Consider the following 17820-nt stretch of genomic DNA (forward strand, 5'->3'; position numbering starts at 1 on the left):
CGCTGTCGATAGCCGGGGCGGGTTTTGCCTGCTGTCCCGGCTGTCCTGCGAAATGCCTGATCGGGTCCGCGAGCCTTCGCTCACGGGCCTTTTTTATTGCGTCTGCTTTTTCTCCTCTGATCACCCTCTTCGACTCATGCAACCCACGCTCACCGGTCAAATCGTCGAACTTCGTCCGCTGCAGCAGGAGCACGCGCAAGCGCTGCTCGACGCCGCCGCCGACGGACAACTGTGGAATATGAAGCTGACCGTGGTGCCGGGGCCGGAGACCGTCGACCGCTATATCGCGACGGCGCTCGAAGGCCGAGCAGGCGGCACTGTGATGCCGTTCGTGATCGTGTTGCGGGAAACCGGCGCGGTGGTCGGCAGCACGCGGTTCTGGAAGATCGACCGCGCGAATCGCAAGCTCGAAATCGGCCATACGTGGCTGGGCGAATCCGTGCAGCGCTCGCCGGTGAATACCGAGGCGAAGTATCTGCTGCTGAGCCACGCGTTCGACGTGATGCGGTGCGTGCGCGTGCAGTTCACGACCGACGAGCTGAACGAGAAATCGCGCGCGGCGATTCTGCGGATCGGCGCGAAACTGGAAGGCGTGGTGCGGCATGAGCGAATCATGCCGGATGGACGCAAGCGTAACTCGGTGCGCTTTAGCATCATCGATGATGAATGGCCGGCGGTGAAGGCGATGCTCGAAGGGAAACTGGCGCGGTAGCGTTTGACGCCAGTGTGACGCATGTCGAGGCCGCTCATTGGCTTCTGCGAGCGGCCCCGTTCAGGTAAAACGCTCATCTCTCCCGCTTCGCTGCCTTCCCGGCCCGCTCACGCCACTACCGCGCGCGAGCAGGCCGCCCGCAAAGCAGGCTCAAACGTGTGCGTCCCGCTCATTCAAAGGCGCCGACTGCGGAGCAACAGCGGCAAACTCCTCGCGCAACGCATCGCGCGCATGATGCCGGCGCACCCACAGCGCCGTCAGGATCGGCACCAGAATCGCGGTCACCAGGCAGGCCGTCGCGACCATCGCGGTCGCGGCAGGCACCAGCGGCTTGAAGCTAGGAATCATCTCGCCGATGATCGCCGGATTCGCGACCGCCGCTCCCGCCGTCGACGATGCCGCCAACCCCGCCGCTCCATTGCCGCCAGCCAGCCAGCGATCCGCGAGAATCAGCGGAATGCCGGTCACGACGATCACTGCGAGCCCGAGCACGACGCCCGGAAAACCGCTCGTGACGATCACGTTCAGATCGATGCCGTTGCCCAGCGCAAAGCCGAAAAACGGAATCAGCGGATGCACGCAGCGTCCGAACAGTTCGCGCAGATCGCTATCGAGATTGCCGAGCGTGAAGCCGATCAGAAACGGCAGCACCGCGCCGACAAAAAGCCGCGGCTCGAAAAACGCCACGCCCGTCGCGCCGAGAATGATCATGCTGACGAGCGGCCCCGATTCGATCGACATCAGCACGAACGCGCCCGCTTCTTCTTTCGTTCCGTACTGCTGCATCACCGCGGCGTAGAGACCGCCGTTGGTCATGTCCATCGACGTGGTGATCGCCAGCATCGAGAGGCCCGCGAATAAACCGGTCTTGATGCCGTCGACGGGAATGAAGCGCGCGGCGATCAGCGTCACGATCCACGCCACCAGCATTTTGGTCGCGAGCAACGTGCCGGACTTGCGCAGCACCACGCCGGTGGCCCGCAAATCGATCGTTGCGCCCATGCAGAAGAACCAGACCGCCAGGATCGGCACGGTGCCAGTTATCAGACCATTGGTGAACGAGCCGAAATACTTCCCGGCGCCCGGCGCGAATGTGTGGACACAGGCGCCGAGCAGCAACGGCACCAGCATCAGGCCGCCAGGAATGCGGTCGAGAGCCTTCTTGAGCTTCATGCCTCCTCCATGGACTTGCGTCCCGTTACCGGGCGGATAACCCGGTGTAGTGGATTGTTGGCCCGGTCTGATGTCGGACTTCTCCCCTTTCGGCGCAATATATCACCGTGAAAGGAAGCGGATTCCGATTCGTTTTCGATTTTTCGGTCATCGTTTACCCGCGCGTCGGGTGTAGGCGGGTGCTGCGAATCCTCGCGCCGGAGGGTGATTCCGCGCACGTCCGACGGTGGGCATGAGGGCATTGCCGGGACGTTGGGCGCTCCACAACCGACAAGGCAACTGGCGAGCGGCAACGCCGTGCTCTCACCGGCCATTTCCATCACGTCGTGAGCCAATCGTGCGTGATTCACACGCCTCGTTCGCGTATTCGTCTTCACATGGATGCGAGCCGTCGAGCGTGAATAAGCCATCAGAAGCGCACTCCTACTGTCGCATCGCGTCGTCAGTCTGCAACTGAATGTATCCGCACGGCATCGCAGCGGCGAAACACGATGTGAACCATTTATCGACAGTTAATGTGTTTGCCGCCCCACGCATTCAAGCGCGCCGCGCCCCCGTATACAGCGTTTTTTTCATAGCGCGTTCAATGGCTTGCCTGCAGTTCTGTAAGCAGGTACCGGGCCGCGAATCCATCCGCGAATAGTGTCCGGTCAAATCCGCGCGCGCCATCTACACGCAGCGCAATCGACACGTCCTGTTACACACAAACACAACCGAAATTTCACCGCTCAGTAGAGTTCGGGTCACAAGCAAAAAGGGAGCAACGTCATGAGAAAAATTATCGCGCTGGCCATTCTGGCAGTCACGCTCGGCACCGCTTTGAGCGGCTGTATCGTGGTCCCGGACGGCGGTTATCACGACCATCCGCACTATCACGATCACGATCATTACTAAGCGCATCGCGCGCAGCAACACCCACAATTAAGAATCCGGGATTAAACATGAACACTTCACGAAACCGCTGGATGTCGCTGGCGATCGTTGCAGGCCTGGGGATTGGCGCATCGTCGGCCGCTATGGCTCACGTGGATGTCGGCGTGAACATCGGCGTGCCGGGTGTCGTTCTCGCCGCGCCCGAGCCGGTCTATGCACCGCCGCCGCCCCCGCCGCCCGTCTACGCACCGGCGCCGGTCGTCGTGGTGAGCCCAGGCTGGTACGGCGAACGTTACTACGACGGACATCGCTACTGGGAACGTCGCGAGTGGGAATCGCGTCATCACGATCAGCGCGAGTGGCATGACGCACGCGGCCCGCACGGCGACTGGCACGGTCACGACGACGGCCCGCACGGCCGTGACGACGACCATGGTCGCGGCTACCACTAATGCATCGGCTGGAGCGGCTTCGGTAACGCGGCCGCGCCGCGTACGCATTCGCGCCACCCATCCTGCAGGAGCGACGATATGGTACGCAGCGATCCACGACGCGTGACGGCGCAGGTCGACGGCACGCTCATCTGCGCGGAATATAGCGAGCAGACCGGGCAATTGTGCTTGCGGCAGGACGGCACGCTATTGCGCGAATGGTTTCCGCCGCACTCGTGGATGGCGATCGCTTCGGTCGCGGGTGCGCGTCATTGGGGCACGCGTCCCAGCGACGACGATCTGCTGGCGCTGCTACGCAACGAGCTGGTGTTGTTGCGCGTGATCTGATGATGCAAACAAAAAAGCGCACGAAGAGTCAATGACTCATCGTGCGCTTTTTCAATTCTGGTGCGCTGTTTCGTTGTAACCGGATGCTGGCGGCAACGCTCAACGTGCGTTGTAAATCGGCGGCGAATACGAGCTTACCGTGGTGCTGCCGCCTCGACCGGATTGCCACGTACCGTGGCTGCCTGAACCATAACCGCTGTTGTCGACCTGGGCTGCGTTCTGCCGACCCGACGCCTGAGCCTGCGTGGCCTGCGTATCTTGCGAAACGCCCTGATCAGCCGACTGCGCAAACGATGCAACCGGCGCAGCAAGAACGACAGCAATAGCAACAGCTTGAATGAGCGACTTCATGAAACCACCTCCGGGGATTGTCTCTGTGCGGGCTGCCGATGCAACTTGTGAGGCAGCGTTAGACAAAGTGTAGGTGGCGCGAGGTGCGAGATAAATCCATCAATCATGAATTCACTGTTGTGTTTCGCACGACAATGAAAAAGCGGCTGCCAGAGCGTAATTACCAGCACACGGCAGCCGCTTTTGCGATGCAGCAATCATTTCCCTGCCATAGCGGCGACTGCTCCCTTTGACGATGCCCCATCCTCGGGCACGCGCCGCATCATCAGATATACGCCGCCGGCCGCAATGACCGCCGGCACGCAAAGCAGGCTGAAGACCGCGCCGAATTGCCAGCCGAGTCCCATTAGCGCGGCGCCTACCAATGCCCCTGCCACACCGCCAATGCGCCCCACGCCGAGCATCCACGCGACGCCTGTTGCACGTGCCCGCGTCGGATAGAAACTCGCGGCAAGGGCCGACATCGACGTGACCGCGCTGGTGGCGACCGCGCCGGTGAGGAAAATCAGCGTGCCGAGCCACAGTTGATGTCCGACGCCTTGTCCCACGAGCAAAACGAGCACGCCAACGAGTGCATAGGTCAACGCGACGACGCGGTGTCCGACGAAGCGGTCCATGATCCAGCCGACGCACAGGTTGCCGAGCACACCGCCGAGCGGAAACAGCGACGTCATCAGCGCCGCTTTTTCGGCTGAAAAACCGGTGTCTTTGAACAGCGTGGGCAGCCAGTTCGTGAGCAGGTAGTAAATCAGCAGCCCCATGAAATACGCGAGCCACAGCATCTGGGTGCCAAAGCGATAGCGCGATGACAGCACGACGGCGAGTGCCCATTGAGCGCGTGTGCCGTCGCCGCTGTGTCCTCGCGCATCGGATGCGTGGGTCACGTGCCCCGCGCGATCATCGCGCGCGACGAAGCGGCATCGTTCCAGATTGATGTGCGGCGCAATGCGCTGCAGTATCCGCGCGATACGTTGATCCGCTTTCCTGCGCACGGCGAGAAACTGCACCGACTCCGGCAGTAACAGAATCAGCAACACGGTCAGCACGATCGGGCCCACACCGCCTGCGACGAGCACACTGGGCCAGCCGAAATGTGGAATCAGCCATGCGGACGCAAGACCGCCAAGCGCGAGTCCACATGAAAATCCGCAGAACATCGCATTCACGGCCACCGCGCGAATTCGAGCGGGCGCGTATTCGGACATGAGCGTGACGGCATTCGGCATCGCCGCACCGAGACCCAGGCCGGTGAAAAACCGCAGCAGCGTGAGCGACTCGATCGAGGTCGCGCGAGCGGCGGCGAGACTCCACAGTCCAAAGAAAAATACCGATAAAGCCAGCACCGTCTTACGTCCGATACGATCCGCAAACGGACCGGCCGCGAGCGCGCCGATTCCGAGTCCGACGAGCGCCGCGCTCATCACCGGACCGAGCGAACTCCGCGCAATGCCCCACTGCTGCACCAGCGAAGGTGCGATGAAGCCGACTGCGGCGGTATCGAAACCATCGGCGGCGACGACCAGAAAGCACAGCACGAGAATCGTCCATTGAAACGGCGAGAAGCGTTGTTCGTCGATGAACACCTGAACATCCACGCTGCGGTCGGGGCTTGTCATAACGCGCCTCCGTGCCCGCCAGTTTCTGACGTTAAACGTGTTTCCAGATCATGCGGATGCAGAGCGGCCGCCCTGCAGGGTTGGGGCTGATTCATTGCGGTGTCTCCGTGATATGACGTGATGATTTTTTATTTTTCGAATGCTGCCGATGCTGCCGATGTTGCTGTTGCCAGGCCCTGAATCTGAACCGCACACGCGATACGTCTAATACGCCGCGCCATACGCATGCCAGCCACCGTCCACGCTCAGCGTCGTGCCGGTGATATAGCTCGCGGCGTCGGATGCGAGAAAACCGATTGCCCGCGCGATTTCATCAGGGCGCGCGAGCCGGCCCATTGGCGTGCGCTTTTCGATCGACTGGAGATTCATCTGCCCGTTGCGTTCGAGCGCTTCGACCAGTTCAGTCGCGACGTAGCCTGGCGCAACGGCATTCACGCGAATCCCTTCGCGTGCCCATTCGCACGCGAGCGAGCGGGTCATCGCGACGATGCCGGCTTTGGCCGCGCTGTACGCGTTGCGTTGCGGGATACCCGCGAGCCCCGCAATCGACCCGAGATTGACGATTGCGCCGCTGCGCTGCGCGAGCATCAATTTCGCGGCCTCGCGGCAAGCGAGAAAAGTGCCTCGCAAATGGATATCGACAAGGCGGTCGAATGCGTCGATGTTCTGCTCGATGGTGGGATACGGCTGATCGCTATTGCCAGCATTGTTGACGAGTACATCCAGTCTGCCGAAGCGTTCGACGCACGCACTGACCAGCGCGATCACGTCTGCTTCGATAGCCACGTCGGCAGCAATACCCAGGTGAGCCTCGCCCAACTCCTCAGCGCGGCGACGCGCACGTTCGGCGTGCAGGTCTGCAACGACCACGCTGTATCCGTCTTGTGCAAAGCGCTGCGCGGTCGCCCAACCGATGCCACTCGCGCCACCTGTCACGATCGCGACGCGTCGTGTTGGTTCGTTCATGTCTGTCTCCTCCGTGATCGCGCCGTTAGCGAAGCATGGCCAGGCTCCTGAAATCGACGCGTTTAATAATCCGGCTCTCCTGCGCGACGATCAGATGCGCGGACGCCTGCAGATAAGCGGGCCATTCGGGATCGGCATCGCGCGCGGTGCGGCGCTGGTCGTAATCGCCGATGCTTTCGTAGCCCCATAGATGCACCACCTGATTCAACGCACCGATGTCGCTCATGTAGAAGCCAACCGGCGCACCGAGATACTTCACCTGGATCGGCATCGCCAGCCGGTCGAATACGTCGATGAATTCCGCCATGCCGCGCGGACGAATCGTATAAATGCGGTGATCGACAAAGGGTTTGCCGCTGCTCATGTGCCTGTCCTCAATGCTGTTTTCGATGCCTGCGATGCGTCTGGCTGGCTTTGCGCTGGCGCGGCGGCATCGCTCACCCCTGCGAGATGGCGGCCGGTGATGTAGCCGAAGGTCATGATCGGTCCGAGCGTGATGCCCGCGCCCGGATAGTTGCCGCCCATCACGCTCGCCCGGTCGTTGCCGACGGCATACAGGCCGGGAATCGGTGCGCCCGCTTCGTCGAGCACTTCGCCGGTGACCTTCGTCGAGATTCCATCGAAGGTGCCGAGGTCGCCCATCAGCACTTTCAACGCGTAGTACGGGCCGTCGCCGATTGGCGCAACGCAGGGGTTAGGCCGCTGTTCCGGGTCCGCCAGATAGCGGTTAAACGACGTCGTGCCCCGGCCGAATTCGGTGTCTTCGCCGCGAGCAGCGCCGACGTTGTAGTGCTTAACGGTTGCCTCTAAAACCTGTCCGTCGAGCCCAGCATTGCGCGCGAGTTCAGCCAGCGTTCGCCCCATGGTCAGATAGCCATTGCGCAACAGCGGACCGAGCGGCACCGGCGCGGGCTTCGCAAAACCAAGCCCGTATTTGCGGATCGTCGCGTGATCGCAGATCAGCCACATCGCGGTTTCCCGCTCGTTCGCGCACGCTTCGATCATCGCCGCGCCCACGTCGTGATACGAATTCGCTTCGTTCGTGAAGCGCTTGCCCGCGCGCGTCACGCCGATAATGCCGGGCTTGTAGCGATCCAGAAGATGCGGAAACACGCCGACACTGCCGTCGCGCATCGGCACGCGCGACACCGGCATCCAGGCCGCCGGTTGCGGATAACGGATCGCCACTTTCGCGCCGAGTCGTTCCGCCATGCCGACACCGTCCCCGGTATTGCCTGGGGGCACCGGCGACACGTGTTCGCCGCCGCGCTTCAGATGCGGGTACGCGGTCGCAATACGCGCTACGTCATGTGAAAAACCGCCACATGCAAGCACGACACCGCGCCGCGCGACGATTCGAATTTCACCGTCTGCTCCACTGACAAGCGCACCGGTTACGCGCTGACCTGTCGTCGTCAATTCACGCGCTGCGGTATTCGTGTGAATCGGAATGCCCAGATCGAGCGCCGATCTAGCCAGACGTGCGGCGAGCGCATTGCCGCTCGTCACCTGCACGCCGCGCCGGTATAACGCGAGGTCTTTCAGATGGCCCGCAAGGCGTTTCGCCACATAAATCGCCGACTTCAGCGAACGCGTCGCATTGAAAAAGTGCTTGAGATCCGCGTTCGACGAATTGAACATCATGCCGATAAACGTGATCGTGCTGAGCGGCGGACGCAGCCGCACGATGTCCTTGCCGAGCGCCCGCGCATCGAATGGCGCGGCCACCACCGAGCGGCCGATATCCACTCCGCCGTCCACGTTCGGGTGATAGTCGGGATACAGCGTCGGCACGAACTTGACCGTGGTTTCCTTCTCGAAGAAATCGAGCATTTGCGGACCCGTGTCGAGAAAGGCATCGACGGCGGCCGCGTCGAAAAATTCGCCGGTTTCGTGGCGCATGTACCTGAGCGCCGCTTCGCGCGTGTCGTGCACCTGGTTGCTGTGCGCGTGACGATTACCGGGGATCCACAATACGCCGCCCGAAAACGCAGTGGTGCCGCCAAAGAACGGCTCCTTCTCGATCACGATCACGTCGAGCCCCTGCTTGCGTGCAGTGATCGCCGTGGAGAGGCCGCCTGCCCCCGAGCCGATGACGAGCACGTCGCAAGTCAACACGGCGTTTCGCGTGGTGTCAGTCATGATGGTTGTCCTTGAGATGGCTTAGCGTGCAGCAAACTGCACGGCTTCGAAACCGGGGCGCGGCACGAGGTCCATCAACATGCTTTCGAGTCCGCCATCGACCACGATCTCTGCGCCGTTCACATACGCGGCTCGCGCGCTCGCGAGAAACGCGACTACGTCTGCGATATCCTGCGGCTCGCCAATTCGGCGGCTTGCCGTCATCGCGCTACGGCGCTGTTCGATATCGCCGTGCTCGTAAAAGGCGGCGGACAGCGGTGTGCGGATCATGCCGGGACACACGGTATTGCTGCGGATGCCGCGTGGCCCCCACTCCGCCGCCAACTGTTTCGACAGCATTGCCACGCCCGCCTTGCCGGGGCTATACGCGCCGCTATAAGTTTGCGGATGATGTGCGGCCACCGAAGCCACATGCACAATCGCGCCCGCGCGCTGCTTCAACATACCGTGACCGAACTGTTGCGAGCACAGCATGTAGCCGGTGAGATTCACGCGTAGCATCGCGTTCCACGCTTCAAGGCCGATTTCCTCGATGCCTCCGGGACGCAGCAGGCCCGCATTATTCACGAGCACATCGGCCACGCCGAACGCTGCTTCGACCCCGGCCACCGCGCCACGCACGCTATCTATGTCGCCGATATCGCAGGCGAATGCGAGTGCTTCGACACCGTTTTCGTTTAGCGTCTGCGCGAGTGCACGGCATTTTTCTTCGTCACGGTCGAGTAACGCGACGCGTGCGCCTGCATCGCCGAGCACGCGCGCAATGGCGCTGCCTATGCCGCCCGCAGCACCGCTGACTACGCAAACCTTGCTGTCGAGCGCGAGCCAGTGTCGTGAATTCCCACGATCACCAGCCGTATCAATTTGATTAGCCATCCGAATCTCCATGATTTTAATTCTGGCTACGGTCCGCAGGACGACGTTACCGCCGTGCTTTCGAATCGTCCCATCCATGGAAAAAAGTATAGCGATGCGAGTGCAGGAGAAATTGGACAAAGGGAGCGCATCGCAGGACAATCCGTACACAGGAGACAAAACCGCATGAGGAAAATCCCTAACTACGATCTGTACGGAGAATCGGCTCGGCCGCCGTGGTACGACGCATTCAATTTCGAATGGATCGCCGAGCGCAGCCGTCCTAACGACTGGCATATCGCCGCGCATCGTCACGACGCGTTATTGCAGATTCTGTACATCCGCAGTGGCGGCGGTCATGTGTTGATCGAGAGCGAGAAGCTCTCCATTGAACCACCATGCATTCTGCTGATTCCCGCGCAAACAGTGCATGGTTTCGTGTTTTCGCCCGATGTGGACGGACTCGTGATTACTGCCGCACAACGTGCGCTGGAGTCGATTTCAAAGGCAGTGTCACCGGGGCTATTGCCGGTGCTGCAACGTCCCGCGCTGATCCCCGTTCGCCCTGTTCTCGGCGAAGGCACGTTGATGCCGCTATTCGGTTTGCTGGAGCAGGAATTTCGCGGCAGCGCGCGTGGCCATATCGCCGCGGGCATGTCTCTGATGATTGCACTTTTTGTACAGGTGGCGCGATTGACCGACGCAGCGTCGGCAACCGGCGCGGCTGTCAACGACCGGCGCGCTGCGCAGATCAAACGGCTGCGTGAACTGGTCGCTGCGCATGTTCGCGAGCATCAGCCCATCGAGTTCTATGCGGGGAAATTGGGCGTGACTGCAGCGCAATTGGGTCGTATCTGCCGCGACGAATTGGGTCAGTCACCCATGTCGCTTGTCAACGATCAGTTGATACGCGAGGCGCAACGCGATCTGGTTTATTCAGGCATGACCATCAAACAGATTGCGCATGCGCTCGGTTTCGAAGACTCGGCGTATTTCAGCCGCTATTTTCGTAAGCAGACGGGCGTCACGCCTACGGAGTTTCAGGCGGCAGCGCATCGGGATTTATCGCTCAACTGAAACGTGCGTCCCGATGCCTGAATGTCGCGCGAAAAAATCAGACTGCTGCGACGCCGACGTAATTTTCCGCCATCGCCATCGCTGCGGGACGTGACGTCGTCACGTATTCGAGTTCGGCGACCTGAAGCTGTTGCTCGAACGGCGACGCGCCTTCAATGCGGTGCATCATGCTGGTCATCCAGTACGAGAAATGCTCGGCGCGCCAGATGCGTTTGAGCGCAGTTTCGCTATAACCGTCGAGCAGATCGGTGCGGTTTTCCACGTAGAACGCGTTCAGCGCTCTGGTCAACACGCGCACGTCGGCGACGGCCAGGTTCAAACCCTTAGCGCCAGTGGGCGGCACGATGTGCGCCGCGTCGCCGGCAAGAAACAGGCGGCCGTGCTGCATCGTCGCCGTTACGAAACTGCGCATGCCGACAATGTTCTTCTGGAAAATCTTGCCGTCGACAATCTTCTGACCGTCGTGCGAATCGACACGTGCGTGCAATTCCGCCCAGATGCGATCGTCGGACCAGTTCTCGACCGAGTCTTTCGGATCGCACTGGAAGTACATGCGCTGCACGTTCGGCGAGCGCGTGCTGATCAACGCAAAGCCGCGATCGTGGCGAGCGTAGATCAGTTCGTCCGACGACGGCGGCCCTTCGCACAGGATGCCGAACCAACCGAACGGGTACACACGTTCGTAGTCTTTGCGCAGCGCCTGCGGAATCGATGCGCGCGAAACGCCTTGCGAGCCGTCGCAACCAATCACGAAGTCGCATTGCAGTTCATACGATTCGCCTTCGTGGCGATAGCGGATCGACGGCTTGTCGGTATCGATGCCGTGAATCGATGTGTCCGATACGCCGAAACGCAGCGCACCGTTTGCCGCGACACGCGCCGCGACCAGGTCTTTGATCACTTCGTGCTGCGCGTAGACGGTGATCGAATGTCCGGTGAGATCCGTCAGATCGATGCGGCGGCGCTTGCCTTCGAAAGCCAGTTCGAAGCCATGATGCAGCGCGCCCTCTGCTTTCATGCGCGCGCCGACGCCCGCTTCGGTCAGCAGGTCCATCGTGCCCTGTTCGAGCACACCGGCGCGGATGGTGGATTCGATCTGTTCGCGACTACGCGTTTCGAGCACGACCGACTCGATGCCGCGTTGATGAAGAAGGTGGGAAAGCAGCAGGCCCGCGGGCCCGGCACCGATGATGCCAACTTGGGTGCGCATGAGTTGTCTCCTGAATGCGGCGAGTGATTTGCGCTCAGTGTGACGATCGGGTGGTGTATCCCGCAACGCGATATGACGGATAGGCTGTATCGCTTATGGCGATAGACAGTCTATCCGGGACGCTCGCGGCGATGGGTTGCATCGGGCGCTAACGCTTGCCAGCCGGGGCTTTTGGCCCATGTCTGGCGATAACGGTTTGTCTTGACTGCACTTTGCAGGCTCAAGGTAAACCCCGAGCTTGCTTTGGCGGTAGTTAGCCTAGAAACAGGCGGTAAACCGGGTTCTTCGTCTCTTCCCAGTACGGATAGCCGAGCGTCATAAGGAATTTTTCGAACCCGTCGTTCTCGGTCATCGGCACCTGGATGCCGACGAGGATCGAGCTGTAGTCCGCGCCCTGGTTGCGGTAATGAAACAGGCTGATATTCCAGTTCGGCGCCATCGACGACAGGAATTTCATCAGCGCGCCCGGCCGTTCGGGAAACTCGAAACGGAACAGGCGTTCGTCGTGCGCCAACGGCGAACGACCGCCGACCATGTAGCGGATGTGCTGCTTCGACAGTTCGTCGAAAGTCAGATCGACGGTGGCGAAGCCGTGAGTTTCGAATGCGCCTGCAATCTGCACGGACTCGCTGCGGTTTTTTGTTTGCACGCCGACGAAGATATGCGCCGAATTCGCGTCTGCGATACGGTAGTTGAATTCGGTGACGCTGCGCGTGCCGACCAGCTCGCAGAAGCGCCGGAAGCTGCCGCGTTCTTCGGGGATCGTCACCGCGAAAACCGCTTCGCGTGCTTCGCCGACTTCGGCGCGTTCCGCCACGAAACGCATGCGGTCGAAGTTCATGTTCGCGCCGGACGTGATCGCGATCAGCGTCTGGTTTTCGATGCCTTCTCTTTCCGCGTACTGCTTGGCACCCGCTACCGCCAGTGAGCCGGCTGGTTCAAGCACGCTGCGCGTGTCCTGGAACACGTCCTTGATGGCGGCGCACAACGCGTCGGTATTCACGAGCAGCACATCGTCGAGATATTCGCTGCACAGGCGGAAGGTTTCTTCGCCGACCAGCTTCACGGCCGTGCCGTCCGAGAACAGGCCCACTTCGTTCAGCGTGACGCGCTCGCCTGCTTTCAGCGACGCGGCCATCGCGCACGAATCGTCGGTCTGCACGCCAATCACCTTGATCTCCGGGCGCACCGATTTCACGTATGCCGCGACGCCCGCCGCCAGACCGCCGCCGCCAATCGGCACGAAGATCGCGTGAATCGGACCTTGATGCTGGCTTAGAATTTCCATCGCCACTGTGCCTTGGCCTGCAATCACGTACGGGTCATCGAACGGATGCACGAAGGTCAGGCCGCGTTCTTCCTGGAGCTTCACCGCATGGCCGTAGGCGTCGCTATACGACTCGCCGAACTGCACGACTTCGACCGTTGCGCCGCCATGCGCGCGCACCGCATCGACCTTCACCTGCGGCGTGGTAGTGGGCACCACGATGATCGCCTTCACACCCATGCGAGCCGCCGACAACGCCACACCCTGCGCATGATTGCCTGCCGACGCGGTAATCACGCCACGCTGCAACGCATCCGCCGGAATATGCGCCATCTTGTTGTACGCGCCGCGCAGCTTGAACGAGAACACCGGCTGGTTATCCTCGCGCTTCAGATACACCGGATTACGCAGCCGCGCCGACAGATTCGGCGCATGTTCGAGTTCGGTCTCGCGGGCCACGTCGTAGACGCGCGCGGTCAGGGTCTTTTTCAGGTAGTCGTGACGCAACGCGACGCTATCGGATGCATCGGCTGCATGTTCGAATTCGAATAATGACAAGGCAAGCTCCTGGGTGGCAAAGACGAATCAGCAAAGAGTTCACCAGGAGGCAGGCAGCGCGGACATAAAAAAACCCGCCTCGTGGGGCGGGTTAATGTGTCACTGCTACCAGACGCGCGCTAACCCACCATTCGATGAATGATGCTAATAATCAGCGCAATACGGATGTGGGTGCAGTTCATACGTTCGATCTTCGTTGACTTGACGGTCTTTGTCAATCCTTGTGGATGGCGCGAGAAGATGTGGGACGCGTCCATCGACGCGCCCCACATCACGCCAGGAAATTCAATCGTGCGCGCCGCTCTGCTTTTTAAAGGCAACCAGAATGCGCTGTTCCAGCGAGTTATAGTCGCCGCCGAAATGGTGATCCCCGCCTGTGCGAATCACGTCGATACCGGTCGTGGTCAGCGCCGGACACAACGTATCTTTCTCGTCCGCGCCATAAAAGCATTGCACGATGGCAGGCGGCACACGCGTCAGTTCAGGCCGCACTTTCAGAGCCTTGTCGCTGGCCGGCATACCGAGCCATCCGCCCACGCGAATCTGAAAATCGGCGTCGGGTGCAAAACCCAGCAATGAAATCAGCGAGACCTTCGCGCGCTGCGCTTCAGGCAAGCGGTTATACGCGAACGGCATAACATCGGCGCCAAACGAATAGCCGACCAATGCGATGTGCTGAGCGTGCCAACGCGCGCTGTAGGTTTGCATCACGCGTGCGAGGTCGCGGCTGGTTTGCGCAGGCGGCTTCTCGCTCCAGAAATAACGCAGACTGTCCCAGCCGATCACCGACACGCCGTCTTTCTGCAAAGCCTGCGCGATGGTCTTGTCGAGATCGCGCCAGCCACCGTCGCCGGAAATCACGATCGCCATCAGCCCGTTCGGATGTGCCGCGGGCAATTCGATCAGCGGCAGGTCGGAGACATCGTCATCGCTGGTCGATACCGCCTGCAAATGCGGCGTGACCAGCGACACGAGCCGCTCGCGATCCGCGCTACCCGTGGTGGCCTTTTCGACGAAACCCGGCACCTTGTCGCGAATCACCGTCGGGTCTGGCGGACACGGCTGGAAACGCGCATCGAGATTGCGTTCGGCATCGACCGATACAGCGCCGGCGATCGTATTCGACGGCGCCTGTTCGAGCACATGCATTGCGAGCGTCGCGCCCTGGCCCGTACCGACGACGATCGGCGCGAAATAATGGCTCGATTGCGACTGCCGTTCGAGCTGATGGCTCAACGCTTCAGCATCGCCCACCAGTTGATGGCAGGCCTCTTTCTTCGCGTTCAGATTGGCCGCATAACGCGCGGTGTCCACGCCGACCGTCAACGCACCGGCTTTGGCAAGCGCATCGGCGCTCTGCTGGTCCGCCGCGCTCCAGCCGCTCGCCTGCGAATACAGCACGACGAAGCCGCGCAACGGGCCGGCTGGCTGTGTCACCGTGACGTCGCCATAGCGGCCGCCCGGCACGGTAGTGGTAGATGCCTGCGCGAAGGTGGCGCAAGTCACGAGGCCCGCTGCGGCAGCGAGTTTGAAGAATGGATGCAATGTCATGAACGCCGGCCTCCCGCCAGCAATGACAGGTCCGCGAGCGTGAAGAACACGCCCACCGAACCCGACGCCGCGAGATAACGCGGCTCCCAATGCGGCTGGAACTTGCTCTTGAAAGCACGCAGTCCGCGGAAGTTATAGAAGCGGCCGCCGAAGCGCCAGATGATGCCGGCCAGCCGATGCCATCGCGAAGCGAGCGGCGTCGGCAGCATGCCGGAGAGCGGCGCAATGCCGAGACTGAGCGAGCGGAAACCCGCCTGCTTCAGATGCAGCGCCAGTTGCGTGAACAGATATTCCATCGCGTACGGCGACGCGCTTTCCACATGCCGCATCACGCCGACTGTTGCCTCGGTATTCATATCGGTCGTCATGAACGTGACGAACGCAGCGGGCTCGCCGTTCTGGCGAACCAGCATCACCGATTGCGCGGCGAGGTACTCGTCGGTGAACGCGGCCACCGAGAAACTTTTCTCGCGCGCATCGCGGCTATCGAGCCAGCCATCGGAAATCTGACGCAGCGTTTCGAGCGATGCGGGCACGTTGGCCTGATCGATCACTTCGACCGTAAAGCCATCGCGGTCGCCACGCTTGAGCGCGTAACGTAGATGCGCACGATGCGAGCCCTTCAGATCGAAATCGTCGAGCACGACGTGCGCTTCCTCGCCGAGTTTCATCAGCGTGAGACCGGCGTCGAGATACAGCGGCAATGCGTTCGCGCGAACCTGGTAGAACGCGGCGCGGCCGCCGTGCGCATGCGCAAGCGCGACGAACTTGCTGATGAGTCCGGCCCACTCCTCGCGCGGTCCGACCGGATCGTGCAAAGCGGCCCACGTACGGCCGTTTTTCGCATACATCAGGAAAGCCTCGCGCGACTCGGAGAACAGAAAACTCTTGTCGCCCATCAGCGCGAGACCCGCGTCGCTGCGCTCCTGCGCGCGCACGATACGCGCGGCGTCGTGCAGATCTTCCGGTGCGGGTTTGACGAAGCGGCCCGGCGCGGGACGCAGCAACTGCCAGAACGAAAACGTCGCGGCGAACAGGCTCGCTGCCAGCGTGGCGCGAAGCGCACGCGGCGCGCGTTCGTCGAAGGCGAATTGCCACCAGAGGTCTTGCGTGTACGGCACGTCGCGGAAAGCAAACAGCATCACCCACGTTGCCAGCATCAGCACCATCGCCACCGACACCAGCCAGCCCGCCGTAAAGCGCTCGGCAAACAGCGACGAATGACGGTTGAAACGCCGGCGCGTGGACAGCAGCAGCACGATCAGCATGCCGAGCACGCCCGCCTCCACGAAGGCGAGACCTTTGGTCAGCGACAGCGCGAGGCTCGCCACTGCGAGCGCGAGAGTCATCCACCATGCGGCGTCGAGGCGTCGCAACAAACCTCGCGCGACGAACAGCAGCAGCACGCCAAGCACACTGCATAGCATCTGCGAGCTTTCGATCACCCACAGCGGCACGACGTCGCGCAAGATGTGAATGCGCTGCCAGAATGCCGGCGTCGCGCTGGAAATAACCAGCATCCCGCCGACTACGAACGTAACCAGGCTCAGGAACAGCGGCGCGAGTTTCGCCGCGGCTTCGGCCTGCAGCATCGGCAGACGCTTCTTCAGCAGGCGTCCTTCGAAGCCCGCGAGCAGCCCGGCCGACACGATCAGCGGGACACCGAAGTAAATCGCGCGATACGCGAGCAGCGCGGCGAGCATCTGATGCGTTTGCACATTGCGGCTCAGCGTGAACACCATCGCCGCTTCGAATACGCCGACGCCGCCGGGCGTATGGCCGATCATGCCGAGCAGCATGGCCGCGGCGTAGACGGTGATGAAGGTGACGAAACTCACGTCCGCGTGCGGCAGCAGCGCCCACAACGCGAGGCCTGCCGCGACCACGTCGAGAACCGCGAGCGCGACCTGCTCGATCAGATCGCGGCGCGCGGGGATATCGAACGACAGCCACTGCCAGCGCGTGCGAACCGGGCGGGTCTCGCTGCGGCATGCGGCGGCGGCCAGCGCCAGTGCGACGAGCAGCGCAGCGCCGATCCAGCGCAATGCAAGCGGCGAAAGATGCAGCATCGGCGCAATCGAGCTGGCCTTGCAGACCATGCCGAGCGCCGTCATCAGTACCAGCGCGAGCGCGAGCGACACGCTGGTGAACACCGTCATGCGGCCGATCTGTGCGGGGGTCACGTCCGCCACGCCGTAGACGCGCGCGCGCACGGCGCCGCCGGTCAGCGCGCCGAAGCCGGTCGCATTGCCGAGCGCGGAGCCGGCGGTCGCACCGATCCACAGCGCCATGCGCGGCACGACTACGCCGAGATAACGCAGGCCGACCGCATCGCGCCCGACCAGCGCCACGTAACTCAGCGCCGTGGCGCCGAGCGCGGCGCTCCATTCGGTGCCGGTGAGGCCGCGCAACTGGCGCATGACCGAGCGGTAGTCGACTGCCTGGGACAAATGCTGGAAGACGAGCAGCAGCAACCCGCAGATAACGAGTGCAAGTACTGGCGAGAGGATGCCCCGATTGCCGAGGGCTTTCGACGCCCGGGTGAGCATCGCGCCGAACCGGCCGGATTGATCGTTATAACGACGAAACATGGACATGCGGGCCTTGCGTGGAGCTGTCGCGACGACGGAACGTCCATCGCGGCGTCGCCTGCTTTTGGCGATTACAAAGGGATAACGGCAAACCGACCA

At 61.8% G+C, this 17820-nt stretch carries 16 protein-coding genes; 5 read left to right on the plus strand and 11 right to left on the minus strand.

Annotated features, from left to right (window positions below; translation table 11 throughout):
* Positions 1–136 precede the first annotated feature (136 nt).
* Positions 137–712, plus strand: a complete 576-nt coding sequence (locus BLS41_RS09710) for a GNAT family N-acetyltransferase (RefSeq protein ID WP_074764107.1) — start codon at positions 137–139, stop codon at positions 710–712.
* A gap of 150 nt (positions 713–862) precedes the next feature.
* Here BLS41_RS09710 and kdgT read toward each other — a convergent pair whose 3' ends face one another.
* Complete coding sequence (gene kdgT, locus BLS41_RS09715; RefSeq protein WP_074764108.1) at positions 863–1885, minus strand: 2-keto-3-deoxygluconate transporter; 1023 nt, start codon at positions 1883–1885, stop codon at positions 863–865.
* 768 nt (positions 1886–2653) lie between these two features.
* Here kdgT and BLS41_RS39945 point away from each other — a divergent pair.
* The 3 genes from BLS41_RS39945 to BLS41_RS09725 all read left to right on the plus strand — a co-directional run bounded on the left by BLS41_RS39945 (position 2654) and on the right by BLS41_RS09725 (position 3537).
* Positions 2654–2779 carry a hypothetical protein gene (locus BLS41_RS39945; protein WP_290439519.1) on the plus strand — a complete coding sequence of 42 codons (126 nt, stop codon included), beginning with the start codon at positions 2654–2656 and terminating at the stop codon, positions 2777–2779.
* A 47-nt stretch (positions 2780–2826) separates the two neighbouring features.
* Positions 2827–3210 (plus strand): hypothetical protein, encoded by a 384-nt coding sequence (locus BLS41_RS09720; protein WP_074764109.1) that lies wholly within the window; start codon positions 2827–2829, stop codon positions 3208–3210.
* A gap of 78 nt (positions 3211–3288) precedes the next feature.
* Positions 3289–3537, plus strand: a complete 249-nt coding sequence (locus tag BLS41_RS09725) for a hypothetical protein (RefSeq protein WP_074764110.1) — start codon at positions 3289–3291, stop codon at positions 3535–3537.
* Between the two features lie 99 nt (positions 3538–3636).
* On the opposite strand, the gene BLS41_RS09730 is transcribed toward BLS41_RS09725, so the two are convergent.
* From BLS41_RS09730 to BLS41_RS09755, 6 genes are all read right to left on the minus strand, one after another.
* Complete coding sequence (locus tag BLS41_RS09730; protein WP_074764111.1) at positions 3637–3888, minus strand: hypothetical protein; 252 nt, start codon at positions 3886–3888, stop codon at positions 3637–3639.
* A 197-nt stretch (positions 3889–4085) separates the two neighbouring features.
* Entirely contained in the window at positions 4086–5504 is a 1419-nt protein-coding gene (locus tag BLS41_RS09735) for an MFS transporter (protein ID WP_074764112.1), read from the minus strand.
* 204 nt (positions 5505–5708) lie between these two features.
* Positions 5709–6470 carry an SDR family NAD(P)-dependent oxidoreductase gene (locus BLS41_RS09740; RefSeq protein WP_074764113.1) on the minus strand — a complete coding sequence of 254 codons (762 nt, stop codon included), beginning with the start codon at positions 6468–6470 and terminating at the stop codon, positions 5709–5711.
* 25 nt (positions 6471–6495) lie between these two features.
* Positions 6496–6834, minus strand: coding sequence for an NIPSNAP family protein (locus tag BLS41_RS09745; RefSeq protein WP_074764114.1), 339 nt, complete (start codon positions 6832–6834; stop codon positions 6496–6498).
* Positions 6831–8612 (minus strand): FAD-dependent oxidoreductase, encoded by a 1782-nt coding sequence (locus tag BLS41_RS09750; protein ID WP_171910216.1) that lies wholly within the window; start codon positions 8610–8612, stop codon positions 6831–6833. The genes BLS41_RS09745 and BLS41_RS09750 overlap by 4 nt, the downstream gene beginning before the upstream one ends.
* 21 nt (positions 8613–8633) lie before the next feature.
* Positions 8634–9488, minus strand: a complete 855-nt coding sequence (locus BLS41_RS09755) for an SDR family NAD(P)-dependent oxidoreductase (protein WP_074764116.1) — start codon at positions 9486–9488, stop codon at positions 8634–8636.
* 165 nt (positions 9489–9653) lie between these two features.
* On the opposite strand from BLS41_RS09755, the gene BLS41_RS09760 reads away from it, so the two are divergent.
* Positions 9654–10544 (plus strand): helix-turn-helix domain-containing protein, encoded by an 891-nt coding sequence (locus tag BLS41_RS09760; RefSeq protein WP_074764117.1) that lies wholly within the window; start codon positions 9654–9656, stop codon positions 10542–10544.
* Between the two features lie 37 nt (positions 10545–10581).
* Here the strand turns inward: BLS41_RS09760 and BLS41_RS09765 are convergent, their stop codons facing one another.
* The 4 genes from BLS41_RS09765 to mprF all read right to left on the minus strand — a co-directional run bounded on the left by BLS41_RS09765 (position 10582) and on the right by mprF (position 17679).
* Positions 10582–11754 carry a 4-hydroxybenzoate 3-monooxygenase gene (locus BLS41_RS09765; protein ID WP_074764118.1) on the minus strand — a complete coding sequence of 391 codons (1173 nt, stop codon included), beginning with the start codon at positions 11752–11754 and terminating at the stop codon, positions 10582–10584.
* A gap of 253 nt (positions 11755–12007) precedes the next feature.
* A complete protein-coding gene (gene ilvA / locus BLS41_RS09770) occupies positions 12008–13579 on the minus strand; it encodes a threonine ammonia-lyase, biosynthetic (RefSeq protein ID WP_074764119.1) in 1572 nt (523 codons plus the stop codon).
* Positions 13580–13864: 285 nt separating this feature from the next.
* Complete coding sequence (locus BLS41_RS09775; RefSeq protein ID WP_074764120.1) at positions 13865–15130, minus strand: virulence factor family protein; 1266 nt, start codon at positions 15128–15130, stop codon at positions 13865–13867.
* Complete coding sequence (gene mprF / locus BLS41_RS09780) at positions 15127–17679, minus strand: bifunctional lysylphosphatidylglycerol flippase/synthetase MprF (protein ID WP_436971998.1); 2553 nt, start codon at positions 17677–17679, stop codon at positions 15127–15129. Before mprF ends, BLS41_RS09775 begins: the two co-directional genes overlap by 4 nt.
* Positions 17680–17820: the final 141 nt, after the last annotated feature.

It is taken from the genome of Paraburkholderia fungorum, from assembly GCF_900099835.1.
Classification (GTDB): domain Bacteria; phylum Pseudomonadota; class Gammaproteobacteria; order Burkholderiales; family Burkholderiaceae; genus Paraburkholderia; species Paraburkholderia fungorum_A.